This window comes from Duganella sp. CT11-25 (assembly GCF_047302815.1).
Taxonomy (GTDB): Bacteria; Pseudomonadota; Gammaproteobacteria; order Burkholderiales; family Burkholderiaceae_D; genus Rugamonas.
Window position 1 is genome coordinate 900576 of the sequence record NZ_JBKBFD010000001.1, and the last position, 14180, is coordinate 914755.

The following is a 14180-nucleotide window of genomic DNA, read 5'->3' on the forward strand; positions in this document are numbered from 1 at the left end:
GCTCGGGCCGGGCTCAGGGATGGTTGGCGGGAATCAGGTGCCAGCCCAGCTCTTCCCGGATGCGCTCCGGCGCCGGCGGCGGCGCGTGTTCGGCGCGCCGTTGCAGGAGATGATCGCGCACGGCCTGTTTGCTGGGATGCGTGGTTTGCGTGTGTTGCGGTAGTGGATCCATGATGGCCTCACTGGGTTTGCTGCATGGAATCATCATGCGCCCGCGCCCCGCCCCTCAGTCCCTCAAACAGCACCACCTTTACGCCGCTGCTGGGGCTTTAGGCGCCTGTCACAGGGCGCGCAGGTAGGCCGTCAGGTCGGCTTTTTCCTGTGTGCCGAGCCGGGTTTCCAGCACCAGGTTGAAGAACTCCACCGTGTCCTCCAGCGTCAGCAAGCGGCCGTCGTGCAGGTACGGCGGCGATTCCTTGATGCCGCGCAGCGGGAAGGTCTTGATCGGACCGTCGCCGACCGCCCGGATGCCGTTGATGGTCTGCGGCTTGTAGAAGCGCTCGGTCTTCAGGTTGTGCATCAGGTTGTCCGTGAAGTACGGCGCGGCGTGACAGCTGACGCATTGCCCCTTGCCGTTGAACACGGCCTGTCCGCGCAACTCGGCCGCCGTCGCCAGCTTTTGATCCAGCTTGCCGTCCACCTTCAGCTTGGGCGCCGGCGGAAAGTCCAGCAAGGCCTGGAATTCGGACATGAAGTGCACCTGGCTGCCGCGCTCCAGCGGATTGATGCCCTTCTTGGCGGCGGTCACCGGGTCGCCGTCAAAGTAGGCGGCGCGCTGCTCGAACTCGGTAAAGTCCTCGACCGTCTTCAAGGCCCGCTGCGAACCGAACAGGCGCTGGATATTCACGCCGCGCAAGGTCGGCGTGTCAATGCGATGGCGGAATTCCTGCGGACGGATATCGCCGACCAGATGGGTCGAGGCGTTGGTATGCCCGTTGGAATGACAATCCAGGCACGCCACGCCACGGCTGGGGCGCTCGCTGCGCCGGTCCTCGGTCTGGTTGAACTGCTGCTGCGGGAACGGCGTCAACAGCAGGCGCAGGCCTTCCAGCTGCTTGGGGTTGAGCAGGCCGTTGAACATCTCGTGGAAATTGTCGATGGTGAGCAGCTTGCCCCTGGAGACGTCGCCCAGGTCATGGCGCGTGGTCAGGAAGATGGGCGCGGGAAACTCAGGCAGGAAGTGGTCCGGCAAATCCAGGTCGAGGTCGAAGCGCTGCAGGTCGCGCGCCTCCTGGCGCTTGATCTCGTCGATTTCAAACTGCGGGAACAGCATGCCGCCCTCGGCCTGGTTGGGGTGCGGCAGCGGCAGGAAGCCGGCCGGGAACAGGTTCTTGTCGCGGACCTCCTGCGGGCTCATCGCCGCCAGCTGGTCCCACGTCACGCCCTTGGGCAGGCGCACGCGCACCGCTTCCTGCACCGGCTTGCCGCGAAACATGGTCACACCGGGCGCCGGCCGGTCGGCCAGGTCGTAGCGCGCCGCCAGCAAGGCCAGCTGGCGCTGCATGATGGCCGCGCGCGCCGCCTTCATGCGCGCCATCGTGACGCCGAAGTCCTCGGTGATATCCACCTTCATATAGCTGGTCGGATGGCCGGCCGGCATCGGTGGCGACGGCTGCGCCACCTGCGCCTGCGCCTTGGGCCAAATCGCAATTGCCGCTGCTAGCGCAAACGCGCAGCATGTCGCCTTTCTCGGCGTTCTCATGAGAGCCTCCCTCTGGTTGAACCGGTGGAGATATCGGAAGCGATACTCCTGATTCAATTAGATCAAAGGCGGTCCTGACGACATTTGCGCGCGCACAATGGCCGACGCGATGGCGGCTTAGGCGGCCCTGCGCAAGGCTCCCGGCGCAGGCGCAGTCAGCGCGGCGCGGGCGCCGGCGGACGGCAGATGGCGCACGTCCGCGCGCCAGCCGGCCGCATCGATCTTGAACGAGCCGACCAGCTGCGCCAGCTCCCTCGCCTGCGCCTGCATGGCGTCGGCCGCGGCGGCGGCTTCCTCCACCAGCGCGGCGTTCTGCTGGGTAACGTCATCCATATCGCCGATCGCGGCGTTGACCTGCTCGATGCCGTGCTCCTGCTCGGCGCTGGCCGCGCTGATCGCGCCCATGATGGCGGTGACCTTCTGCACGCTCAAGACGATCTCGTTCATCGTCGCGCCCGCCGTCTCGGCCAGCTCGCTGCCGCTGGCGATGCGTTCCGCCGAATCGTTGATCAGCGCCTTGATCTCCTTGGCCGCCGTCGCCGAACGCTGCGCCAGGTTGCGCACCTCGGACGCCACCACGGCGAAACCGCGTCCCTGCTCGCCGGCGCGGGCCGCTTCCACGGCCGCGTTCAAGGCCAGGATATTGGTCTGGAACGCGATGCCGTCGATCACGCTGGTGATGTCGACGATCTTGTGCGCGTAGTCGTTGATGCTGGCCATGGTCCGCACCACTTCCGACACCACCTGGCCGCCCTTGCCCGCCACCTCGGACGCCGACACCGCCAGCTGGTTGGCCTGGCGCGCGTTGCCGCTGTTCTGCCTGACCGCCGAGGTCAGCTCTTCCATCGCCGACGCGGTCTCCTCCAGCGCGCCCGCCTGGTGCTCGGTGCGGCGCGACAAGTCCAGGTTGCCGTTGGCGATCTCGCGCGAGGCCGAATCGATCGCCACCGCGCCGTCGCGCACCCGGCCGACCGTATCGGCCAGACGGCCCGTCATATGGCTGAGCGCATCGAACAGCTGGCCGATCTCGTCGCTGCGGCCATGCCTGATCGCCACATGCAGCTCGCCGGCCGCCACCTGCTCGGCCAGCGCCACCGCCTGCGTCAGCGGACGCACGATGCTGCGCGTCAGCATCAGCGCCAGCACGGCGCCCAGCGCCAGCGTCGCCAGGCCGAGGCCGATCAGCAGCGCGCGGCTGCCTTGGAACTGGCTGGCCGACTGCTCCGCCAGCGCCCTGGCCTCCTGGGTCTGGTACGCCAGCAGTTTTTCCATCGCCCCCGTATAGCCCTTGAACACGGCCGGCATCTTGTTGTCCAGCAGCTCGCTCACGTCCTGGATGCGTCCCATGTCCTTGAATTTGAACAATTCCCCGCGCAAGGCCAGGTAGGCGGCCTTCTTGCCCGCCACCGCGCGCTGCAACTCCGCCTCGGCGCCCTCGGCGTGCATCGCCGCCAGCCGCGCCTCCATCGCGCCCGCCAGCTTTTCGCCGGCGTTCAGCTGCGACTGGAAGATGTCGGCCACCTCCAGGCTGTCGCTGCGGCCGATGGTGATGGCGCGCAAGCCGTTCAGTTCCGTCACCCCCAGCAATTCCGAAGTCAGCTGCTGGCGCGCCAGTTTCTCGTTGACCAGGCTGGACGCCGTGTCGTTGGCCGTTTGCAGCCGCCACAGGGACACGCCCGACATGCAGGCCATCACGAACAACAGGAGTGCAAACGACGCCACCACGCGCATGCCGGTATTTAATTGGGGGAGTTTCATAGCCAGTCTTCAAAAAGGTCGGGATGCCGGCACTGTACCCGTCAAATGTGACATGGTTATTACCGCAGAGCAATAATGACAACACTTATGCGCAAAGTGATAAGAGTATTTTCTTTTGATTAAGATGTAATCGGCCCGTAACAATTTCCCGCTAGCATGTACGGCTGTTGTGTTGATAAAGGTTACCGGCCGTGGAGTTCAATGCCTCTCGTTTGCACTTGCCCCGTTTTCGCCTGTCCGTCGCCGCCGACCTGTGCGTAGAGACGGTCTCGGTGTCGTCCGACACCAGCAATTTCGCGGTACTGGACCTGTTCACCGAACGCCGCGACCTGATGAGTTTGCCGGTGATCGAGAGCGACCGCCCGATCGGCCTGATCAGCCGCAACATCTTCATGTCGCAGATGTCCAAGCCCTTCTACCATGAGCTGTACGGCAAGAAGAGCTGCATCGCCTTCATGGACAAGGAACCGCTGATCGTCGACGCCGCCATGAGCATCGAGGCGCTGACCTTCCGCGCCGTCGAATCGGGCGAGAAGGCGCTGGCCGACGGCTTCATCGTCACCCGCGACGGCGCGCTGGCCGGCGTCGGCTTCGGCCTGCAACTGATGAACGTGGTGGCCAATATGCAGGCCGAGAAAAACCGCCAGATCATGCACAGCATCGACTACGCCAGCGTGATCCAGCGCTCGCTGCTGCGCCCGTCCGACCTGGCGCTGGCCGATGCGCTGGACGACGCCCACCTCGAATGGCAGCCGCGCGACGTGGTCGGCGGCGACTTCTATCACTTCGCGCGCTACGAGGATGGCTGGTTCGCCGCCATCGCCGACTGCACCGGCCACGGCGTGCCGGGCGCCTTCATGACCCTGATCTCGTCGTCGACCTTGACCAAGGCCTTGCAGCAACTGGGCCCACGCGATCCGGCCGCCTTGATCGGGGAAGTCAACCGCGGCGTCAAGAGCATGCTGGGCCAGATCGAGGGCAACGGCGCTCCCGAATCCAACGACGGCATGGACGCCGCCTTCCTCTGGTTCGACAACGCCACCCGCCAGCTGCACTTCGCCGGCGCCAAGCTGCCGCTGTTCCAGCTCGACCCGGACCAGCAGGCGGTGCAGACCATCGACGCCGAGCGCATGGGCGTCGGCTACGTCGATTCGCCGCTGGACTACGCCTGGACCAACAAGGTCATCACCATCGCCGAGGGCAGCCTGCTGTTCCTCACCACCGACGGCCTGATCGACCAGATCGGCGGCGCCAAGGACATCGCCTACGGCAAGCGCCGCATGCGCGACGTGCTGCTGGCCCAGCGCACCGAGTGCGCGCGCCACGTCGGCCAGGCCATGCTGGACGACTACCAGGCCTGGCAAGGCGCGCAGCCGCGCCGCGACGACCTGACCTTTTTCTGTTTCCGCCCCTAAGAGGAGCACGATTTGCTGTACGAAGAATTCAACGACTTCTGGGATGTGGCCCGCAAGCGCCATATCATCTTCTTCTACGTGGGCTATTTTTCGCAGCACGTGGTGGCCGCCATTTCCGAGACCATCAAGGCGCGCCTGGACACGGCCGGCGCGGCCGGCCCGACCCGGCGCCGCATCTTCTCGTCCTTCGTCGAAATGTCGCAGAACATCATGCACTACTCGTCCGACACGCTGACGCCGCACGAGCATGACAACCAGATGCGGCGCGGCTCGTTCTGCATCGGCATGAAGGACGACAGCTTCTTCCTGCTGTGCGCCAATCCGGTCGACAGCGCCAACGTCGAGCGCATCCGCAGCCGCCTCGAACCGCTGCACACGATGACCATGGAGGAAATCAAGTCCGCCTACAAGAAGGCGCTGCGCGACGAGACGCCGGCCGACAGCAAGGGCGCGGGCCTGGGTTTCCTGACGATGGCGCGCGACGCCAGCGAGCCGCTGGAGTTCGAATTCGTCCAGGATGCCCAGCATCCGGACGCCACGGTCTTCTGCATCAAAGCGATTATCTGAACAATACTGAGAACTATAATGGAACCACTCTTCATCAGCGCCTCGCCGACCTCGCCGGAAATCGACTTCCGCTTCGACCAGCACACGCTGTCGATCAAAGGCGAATCCTATCCGGAGAACGCAGCCGCCTTCTACGGCCCGGTGATCACCCGCGTGCTGGCCTACCTGGCCGACTGCCATGACGCCACCATCACCGTCAACGTCTCGCTGGCCTACTTCAACAGCTCCAGCACCAAGATGCTGTTCTCGTTCTTCGAAGCGTTGAACGACGCCGCCGTGGCCGGCAACCAGGTGCGCCTGAACTGGTACCACGATGAAGACGACGATACCATCCTCGAATTCGGCCAGGAGCTGCAGGACGATTTCGGCGCCCTCGATTTCCACGACCACCCAGTGAGCAGCTGATGAATCCCGCGGCCGACGCCGACCTGTTCGCGCTGGAAAGCGCCGCCCTGGCCAACGCCAAGGCCGCGCATGACGATCCGCGCGCCGACGCCCGCGCCGCGCTGGCCGAGATGATCGTTCATTACGAACGCCTGATGCGCGAGAGCCGCCGCCTGATCCGCCGCAGCGACCGCGCCGAACTCGATATGAACCAGATGAACCGCCAGCTGCACGAACTGGCGCTGCAGCTGGAATACCGCGCCACCCACGACCCGCTGAGCGGGGCGCTGAACCGCGCCGCCGTCATCGACCAGGCCACCGCCTGCCTGGCGGTCGGCGACATGGCGCTGATCGTGCTCGACATCGACCACTTCAAGTGGGTCAACGACGACTTCGGCCACCCGGCCGGCGACACCGTCATCAAGACCGTGGTGACCTGCCTGCAGGAGCTGTTCGGGCCGGAGGTGGCGATCGGCCGCGTCGGCGGCGAAGAGTTTTCGGTGGTATGGCCGACCGCCTCGATCGAGGAAGCGCAGCAAGTGGCGGCCAGCGTCTGCGACACCATCGCCGACCAGGTCTTCGGCGCGCCGATCAACCGCCAGATCACGGCCAGCGTCGGCGTCAGCTGGAATCCGGCCGGCACCACCTTCGAGCTGGCCTACAGCCGCGCCGACGAAGCGCTGTACGCGGCCAAGCGCGCCGGCCGCAACTGCGTCAAGCTGTACTGGCAGCTGCCGCTGCCCGGGCCGACCTCGCCGACTACGCCGCCAGCGTCCGCAGACGCCTCAACTCCCTGCCATTGACCCTGCAGATCGCGCGGAAGTCCGCGCCGATCCGCTCATCGGCCGCCGCCAGGCTCCAGAATTCGATCGCCGCGCCGGCCGCCGCCAGCCAGTCCGCGCGCTCCGCCGGCAGCGGCAGCGCCGGCGCGAACTCCCGTTGCGGCAGCTCGACGCCCCGCACCGGCGCATACAGCATGGGCAGCATGTCGTAGGCGGGCGCCAGTTCCAGCGGCGGCTTGCCCGTCCCGCCCGGGACGAAGGCCAGGTTCCCTTCATGCATATCGCTGTTGGCGATCAACCGGCCGAAATGCCACAGCCGGCTGATGTTCGCCTGCGTATCGGCGCCGATATAGCGGTCGGCCAGCATGCGCGCGGCGGCCTTGTTCCAGCCCTCGCCCGCCATGCCGAACAGCGCCGCGTCCAGCGCGGCCCAGGTGCAGACCGGTGAACGGCCGAAATCGCCGTGACGGTCGAAGCGCTCCACTTCCAGGAAAGTCCGCTGGCCGTAGCGGCAGATGCGGCTGCGCGCGGCCGGCAGCGCCAGATGGGTGGCCACGGTCTCCAGCGCCAGCTGTTCGCACACCAGCAGGTCGGACCAGCGCCGGGTACCGGGCGTGTTGTCATTGCCGGAGAATTTGACGATGACGTGCGCGCGTGCGCCATCGTGCTCGCGGAAGGCCGTGAACTTGGGGAACTCGCCGCCCGCCGACGAACCGGCCACCCCGGCCTCCATCGCGATCGAGGCCTGCCGCGTGTACTCCTGCTCCAGGTCCGGCGCCGCCATCAGCACGTGCCCGTGCCGCATGGTCTCCAGATGGCGGCGATAGGCCGCCTCGCCGAGGATGTAGTTGCCGGGGGCATCCGCGCCCAGCGTGGACAGCACGTAGAGCGTGTCATCCTCCTGCCACTTCTGCGGGTCCGGGCCGACCTGCAGCAGTTCGGCGTAATTGCGGGCGAAATTACGGCCCAGGAAGCCCTGCGGGCGCATGTCGTCCAGCGGGTATGGCAGGCCGGGGAACCAGCCGTCCCGCATCTCGGGCGCCAGCGGCCATTCGAATCGCTGCTCGTAGCGTAGCGCGCAGCCGGCCGGATAGATCGGATCCAGCATGGCGATCTGCTCGCCGCGGCCTTCGCGGTCGATGCGGTACAAGGGAATGGCGTCGTCGCTGCCACGCAGTGGACGCCGCGCGGCATAGCTGGTGCGCCGTGCCGCGCCGCGCACCACGACCTGCCCGCCCAGCGCCTTCACCATGCGCATCATGGTGGCGCGGCTGAGCGTCGGCTGGCTTTTTTGCAGACGCTGCAGCAGCTCGGCGCCGGAAATCACCCGCGCCAGCCTGAGTATCTGCAACAGATCGGGAGGATAAGCCATATGAAACGCTATTTGAAACGATTTTAATAGCCAAAATATAGCATATTCAAGGACTTATATATTATTTTTTTCGATTATTGAAACGATTCATGGAACAATAGTCAGCAACGGTTGGCCGGCAAAGTGGGCGCGCAGGTTGTCCACGACAAGCTGCCCCATGGCGTGGCGGGTCTCGACCGTCAGGCTGCCGACGTGCGGCGTCATCACCACGTTCTCCAGCGCGCGCAGCGCGGCCGGCACATGCGGCTCGCCGTCGAAGACGTCCAGCGCCGCCATGCCCAGCGTGCCCCCGCGCAGCGCGGCGACCAGCGCCTCCTGGTCCACCAGCGAACCGCGCGCGATGTTGACCAGCGTGCCCTCCGGTCCCAGCGCCGCCAGCACTTGCGCGTCGATCACATGGCGCGTGGCCGGGCCGCCCGGCGCGCACACCACCAGGTAGTCGCTGGCCTGCGCCAGCGATAGCAGCGAATCGCTGCGCTCCGCCGCCACGCCCTCGATCGCGCGCGGCTGGAAGTAGCGTATCTCCATGCCGAAGGCGGCGGCGCGCGCCGCCACCGCCTGGCCGATGCGCCCGTATCCATAGACGCCACAAACCTTGCCGCGCAGGGCGCGGGTCGGCGCCAGCGGCTTGCCTTCCTCCCAGGCGCCGCTGCGCACGTAGCCCTCCAATGCCGGCAGTCGGCGCGCCGCCGCCAGCAACAGCGTCAGCGCCAGGTCGGCCACATCGTCGGTCAGCACACCCGGCGTATTGGTCACCGGGATGCCGCGCGCCCGCGCGGCCGGCAAATCGACCGCGTCGACGCCGATACCGTTGACGGCGACGATCTCCAGCCTGGGCAGCTGATCCAGCAAGGCCGCGCCGATGCCGATAGCGCCGGTGGTCAGCACGCCGCGCACGCCGCCCGCCACACCGGCCAGCCAGGCCGCCTGCGCCTCGCGCGGCTGGCGCCACAGGTGGTGGCAATGAAAAAGCGCCTCCAGTTGCGTCATCACCGCAGCCGACGGGCTGGCCGCCAATACAAGTACTTCAGGTTTCATGTTGGTATCCGCTCGGGTTTGCCTGTGGCGATTGTACAAGGGCTGCCGAATTCCGGTTGCCGCTCATGGACTTTCCGGCGCCGATTCCGTATGCTTTGGCTTACCTCTACAGGAGTGCGCCCCGTTTTGAACGCCCACATCCTCATTCAGAACCTCCTTGCAGCCGCCCTGCGCTGGCTGGGCCGCGCCGCCTTCGCACTGGCGGCATGCATGGCCGTCGGCGGCGTCCACGCTGCGCCGGAACGCTGGGACCAGCTGGCCACGCCGCTGTTTGAGCACTTTGGACTGGAGCAGGGCCTGCCGCACGCCGTCGGCATGGCGCTGGCGCAGGATGGCGACGGCTATATCTGGGTCGGCACCCAGAGCGGCCTGGCGCGCTGGGACGGCTACACCGTGCGCAGCTTCCACCACGACTCCGCCGATCCCACCTCCCTGCCCGGCGATTTTATCCAGTCGCTGCACGTCGATGTACGCGGCCGCCTGTGGGTCGGCACCGCCGCCTCCGGCCTGTCCATGTACGACAAGATCAAGGAAAGCTTCGTCCGCCCCAATGATGAACTGAGCCGGGGTCCGATCAGCGCCATGGCCAGCGACGCCAAGGGCAACCTGTGGATAGGCACGCCGACGGGCCTCAAGTACTACGACGTGGTGCAAGGCACGCTGCGCCGCTACAGCCACGAGGACACCCCCGGCCTGCCGGACAACCAGATCCGCGCGCTGCTCACCGACCGCGCCGGCAACCTGTGGATAGGCTCGGCCACCGGCCTGTCACGCATGAAGCCCGGCGGCACCATCGCCGCCATCGCCATCGCCGCCGAGGGCCAAAACGGCCAGGGCGGCTGGAGCGACAGCGTGCTCGCGCTGGGCGAGAACAGCCGCGGACAGATCGCCTTCGGCACGCTGAAAAGCGGCATCGGCATCGTCGACGGCCAGGCCGACAACGGCCGCATCGTCACCCTCAAGGGCGTCAAGGACATGCAGGCCAACATGGTGCTGGCCGTGACCGAGAGCGTGCCGGGCATCTGGTGGGCGACCACCTACGGCGGCGGCGTGGTCGAATACCGCACCGGCACCGGCCGCGCCACGCGCATCCAGCACCAGCCGGCGGTCTCCTTCAGCATCAGCAACGACCGCACCGCCGCCCTGCTGCGCGATCGCAGCGGCATGATGTGGGTCACCACCGAGCGCGGCGTCGACATCTACGACCCGCACAGCGAAAGCATCGATTCCGTCTTCGGCGCCGTGGGGGCGCAGGAGGCGGCGGTCACCGCGCTGATGACCGACAGCTACGGCGACGTGTGGGTCGGCCTGGCCGACCAGGGCATCGACATCGTCCCGCAGGACGGCGTGCGCCGCGCGGCGCTGCGGCCCGACCCGGGCCGCCCGGACCACGCGCTGCCCAACCGCGTGGTGCTGGCGCTGGCCGAGGCCGAGCCGGGCGAGGCCTGGATCGGCACCCAGCTGGGCCTCTACCACACCAGCGCACGCGGCAGCGCGGTGCGGCGCGTGCCGCTCCCGGAGGGCAATCCCTATCCGCGCATCGGCACCATCCTGCTGCGCAAGGGCCAGCTCTGGCTCGGCACCTTCGACGGCCTGCTGCGCTATGACCCGGCGGCCGGCACCGTGCAGCGCTACGAGCAGGGCCCGGCCGAAAGCGGCGGCCTGACCGACAACCGCATCCATGCGGTGCTGGGCGACGCCGACGGCGCACTGTGGGTCGCCACCCGCAACGGCTTGAACCGGCTCGATCCCGACAGCGGTCGGGTCGAACAGATCAAGGCCGATCCGGCCAAGCCGGACGCGCTGTCGGAGGCGACCATCAGTTCGCTGGTGATCGACCGGCGCGGCCGCCTGTGGGTCGGCACCTACGGCGGCGGCATCGGCGTCATGACCGGGCGCGACACGCTGGGCGACCCGGTGTTCCAGCGCATCGGCACCAGCGCCGGCCTGAAGGCCGGCACCGTCATCGCGCTGCAGTCGGATGCGATGGGACGGGTCTGGGCGGCCACCTCCGACAGCATCGCCGTCATCGATTCCGGCACGCTGCGGGCGCGCGCGCTGACCCGCGCCGACGGCCTGGCCTTCCGTACCTTCTTCATCGGCGCCAGCACCATCACCGCCGAACGCGACCTGGTGTTCGGCGCCACCGGCGGCATGGCGGTGGTCTATCCGGGACGGCTCAACGACTGGGGCTATCGTCCGCCGCTGGTGATCAGCGCGGTGCGCATCGACCAGCGCCCGCTGACGCCTGCGCAGCTGGCCGACGCCAAAGGTCCCACCCTGACGCTGGAGCCGCACAGCCAGGGCTTTGAAGTGGAGCTGGCCGCGCTGGACTTTTCCGCGCCCCAGCGCAACCGCTACTCCTACCTGCTGGAAGGCTTCGACACCCGCTGGGTGGAGGTCGACGCCAGCCGCCGCACCGCCTCCTACAGCCGGCTGCCGCCCGGCAGCTACCGCCTGCGCATGCGCGGCAGCAATCGCGAGGGATTGTGGAACGCCGACGAGGTGACGCTGAACGTGGTGATCCTGCCGGCCTGGCACCAGACCTGGTGGGCGCGGCTGGGCTATTTCCTGATCGCCTGCGCGCTGGCCTGGGCACTGTTGCGCTGGCGCGTGCGCCAGCTGCACCGCAAGGGCGAGGCGCTGCAGGCGCTGGTCTACTCGCGCACCCAGCACCTGGAAAAGCTCAACGCCATCGTCAAGTCGATCAACGAGCAGCTGGACTTCGACGCGCTGCTGCACACCATCCTGCATGAATCGACCGTCATCAAGGGCATCGATTCGGCGCTGGCGCTGGTGCGCGAACCCGGCGCCACGACGCTCAGCCTGCGCGCGGCCTGGGGCCGCATCGACGCCACCGCCGACGCCTATCGCATCGACCTGCGCCAGGCCGAGTTGCGCTATGCGCCGGCCGAGTGCATGATCGCGCCGGACATCTTCGAGGTCCATCACCAGAACTCGCTGCCGGGCGACGTCTGCGCGCTGCTGTCGGTGCGGGTGGTGATCGACGGCCAGGTCGAGGGCTACCTGATCTTCGAAAACTACCAGTACCAGGCCGCCTTCGCGCCCAGCGACCTCGATCTGCTCAAGGCCTTGAAGGAACCGTTCGTCTCGGCCTACCAGAAGGCGCGCGCGCTGCGCATGATCGAGCAGGCGCGCGCCAACGCGGAAGCGGCCACCCGCGCCAAGAGCGAATTCCTGGCCAACATCAGCCACGAGATCCGCACGCCGATGAACGCCATCCTCGGCTTCGCCGGCCTGGGCACGCACCTCGACCTGTCGCCGCAGCCGCTGGACTACTTCCGCAAGATCGGCCGCGCGGGCCAGAGCCTGCTGGAGATCATCAACGATGTGCTGGACTTCTCCAAGATCGAATCGGGCAAGCTGGAACTGGAGGCCCTGCCCTTCGACCTGCCGGACACGCTGAACCAGATCGCCGACCTGTTCGCGTGGCGCGCCGCCGAGCGCGGGCTGGAACTGGTGATCTGGGCCGCGCCCGACCTGCCGTCGCAGCTGCTGGGCGACCCGCTGCGGCTGAGCCAGATCCTGGTCAACCTGGTCGGCAACGCGCTCAAGTTCACCGCGCGCGGCCACATCGAACTGCGCGTCGAACGCGATATGGATGTGCAGTCCGACCTCGCCAGCGGCGCGCTCGCGCTGCGTTTCACGGTGGAGGACAGCGGCCTTGGCATCAGCCTGGAGCAGCAGGCGCGCCTGTTCCAGGCCTTCGCCCAGGCCGACGCCAGCACCACGCGGCTGTACGGCGGCACCGGACTGGGACTGGCGATCTCGCAGCAGCTGGTGCGCAAGATGGGCGGCGTGATCAAGGTCGACAGCGAACCTGGCGTCGGCAGCAGCTTCAGTTTCACCGTGCAGCTGCAGCCGGCCGCCGACCAGGCGCCGCGCCTGCTGCCGCTGCCCGCATCGGTGCAAGGCAAGCGCGTGCTGGCGGTGGACGACAGCGAAGCGGTGCGCCACATGCTCAAGATCCAGCTGGCCAGCCTGGGCGTGAAGGCGCGCACGGTCGCCTCCGGCGCGGCGGCGGTGGCGGCGATGCAGCTCGACCAGTACGACGTGCTGCTGATCGACGCCGACATGCCGGACCTCGATGGCATCGACACGCTGCACCGCATCGCCGAAGAGCCGGAACTGGCGGCGGTGCCGGCGGTGCTGATGGTCACGGCGTATGCGCGGGAGCACAACAAGGAGACCATCGAGCAAACCCGCATCATGCCCTTCCTCGACAAGCCGGCCAATCCCCACCTGCTGCGCAGCGCGATCATGACGGCGCTGGGGCTGGACGCCGGCCAGCCCGCGGTCAAGATCAAGGCGCCGCCGTCGGTCGCGGTGCAGCGCATCCGAGGCGCGCACGTGCTGGTGGTGGACGACAACTCGATCAACCAGCAGGTGGCCAGCGAGATCCTGCAGCGCGCCGGCGTGCGGACCGATGTCGCCAACAGCGGCGAGGAAGCGGCGCGCATGACCGGTGCCGGCAGCTACGACGCGGTGCTGATGGATATCCAGATGCCGGACATGGACGGCTACCAGGCCACGGCGCTGATACGGAGCGACGAGCGCCACGCGGCGCTGCCGATCATCGCCATGACGGCGCACGCGGTGGCCGGCTACCGCGAGCGCTGCCTGGACATGGACATGAACGACTACGTCACCAAGCCGATCGACCCGGACACCCTGTACGCGGTGCTGGCCACCTGGGTCAAGCCGGACAGCGCGCGGGCCGCCGCCGCCGTGGCCGAACTGGAGGCGCCGCGTCCGGCCGCCGTGCCGATCGCGGCCCGTCCCGGCATCGATGTCGACGCCGCGCTGGAGCGGCTGGGCGGCCACGGCGCGCTGCTGTCGCGGCTGCTGAGCCTGTTCGCCCACGATTTCGGGCCCAGTTTGCAACAGATCCAGGACGCCATCCGCTCCGGCGAGTTCATCCAGGCGGCCGACCTGGTGCACAAAGTCCGCGGCGCGGCCGGCAACATCTCCGCGACAGAACTATTCAAAACAGCAACGGCGCTGGAAGACCGGCTCAGGGAGCAACAGACCTCATTAGCGGATTTACTATCCGCCTTCGTCGAATCGTTCGACGTCGTCATGGCCAGCGCCAGCATCGAACTCCGCGCACAGGAAGCCGACATGGCGCAAACCTCCTGATC

At 67.4% G+C, this 14180-nt stretch carries 10 protein-coding genes; 5 read left to right on the forward strand and 5 right to left on the reverse strand.

What is annotated here, in order from left to right; translation table 11 throughout:
- Window positions 1-13: 13 nt before the first annotated feature.
- The 3 genes from ACEN9F_RS03525 to ACEN9F_RS03535 all read right to left on the reverse strand — a co-directional run bounded on the left by ACEN9F_RS03525 (window position 14) and on the right by ACEN9F_RS03535 (window position 3460).
- A complete protein-coding gene (locus tag ACEN9F_RS03525; protein WP_413417878.1) occupies window positions 14-172 on the reverse strand; it encodes a hypothetical protein in 159 nt (52 codons plus the stop codon).
- A gap of 108 nt (window positions 173-280) precedes the next feature.
- Window positions 281-1702, reverse strand: a complete 1422-nt coding sequence (locus ACEN9F_RS03530) for a hypothetical protein (RefSeq protein WP_413417880.1) — start codon at window positions 1700-1702, stop codon at window positions 281-283.
- Window positions 1703-1819: 117 nt separating this feature from the next.
- Window positions 1820-3460 carry a methyl-accepting chemotaxis protein gene (locus ACEN9F_RS03535; protein WP_413417882.1) on the reverse strand — a complete coding sequence of 547 codons (1641 nt, stop codon included), beginning with the start codon at window positions 3458-3460 and terminating at the stop codon, window positions 1820-1822.
- 212 nt (window positions 3461-3672) lie between these two features.
- Between ACEN9F_RS03535 and ACEN9F_RS03540 the strand changes: the two genes are divergently transcribed.
- Genes ACEN9F_RS03540 through ACEN9F_RS03555 form a run of 4 tightly spaced genes read left to right on the forward strand, consistent with a single transcriptional unit; the run spans window position 3673 to window position 6629 of the window.
- Window positions 3673-4875, forward strand: a complete 1203-nt coding sequence (locus ACEN9F_RS03540) for a SpoIIE family protein phosphatase (RefSeq protein ID WP_413417884.1) — start codon at window positions 3673-3675, stop codon at window positions 4873-4875.
- A gap of 12 nt (window positions 4876-4887) precedes the next feature.
- Window positions 4888-5442: a SiaB family protein kinase gene (locus ACEN9F_RS03545; protein ID WP_413417886.1), complete on the forward strand. Its 555-nt coding sequence runs from the start codon at window positions 4888-4890 to the stop codon at window positions 5440-5442.
- 18 nt (window positions 5443-5460) lie between these two features.
- Window positions 5461-5847: a DUF1987 domain-containing protein gene (locus ACEN9F_RS03550; protein ID WP_413417888.1), complete on the forward strand. Its 387-nt coding sequence runs from the start codon at window positions 5461-5463 to the stop codon at window positions 5845-5847.
- The gene (locus ACEN9F_RS03555) at window positions 5847-6629 is read left to right on the forward strand and encodes a GGDEF domain-containing protein (protein WP_413417890.1); all 783 of its coding nucleotides are present in this window, start codon (window positions 5847-5849) and stop codon (window positions 6627-6629) included. The genes ACEN9F_RS03550 and ACEN9F_RS03555 overlap by 1 nt, the downstream gene beginning before the upstream one ends.
- On the opposite strand, the gene yjjJ is transcribed toward ACEN9F_RS03555, so the two are convergent.
- Window positions 6586-7980, reverse strand: a complete 1395-nt coding sequence (gene yjjJ, locus ACEN9F_RS03560) for a type II toxin-antitoxin system HipA family toxin YjjJ (protein WP_413417892.1) — start codon at window positions 7978-7980, stop codon at window positions 6586-6588. The two genes, ACEN9F_RS03555 and yjjJ, sit on opposite strands and share 44 nt — an antisense overlap.
- 87 nt (window positions 7981-8067) lie before the next feature.
- Window positions 8068-9018, reverse strand: a complete 951-nt coding sequence (locus ACEN9F_RS03565; RefSeq protein WP_413417894.1) for a 2-hydroxyacid dehydrogenase — start codon at window positions 9016-9018, stop codon at window positions 8068-8070.
- Window positions 9019-9144: 126 nt separating this feature from the next.
- On the opposite strand from ACEN9F_RS03565, the gene ACEN9F_RS03570 reads away from it, so the two are divergent.
- On the forward strand, window positions 9145-14178 hold the full coding sequence (locus tag ACEN9F_RS03570) for a response regulator (protein ID WP_413417896.1): 5034 nt from the start codon (window positions 9145-9147) through the stop codon (window positions 14176-14178).
- Window positions 14179-14180: the final 2 nt, after the last annotated feature.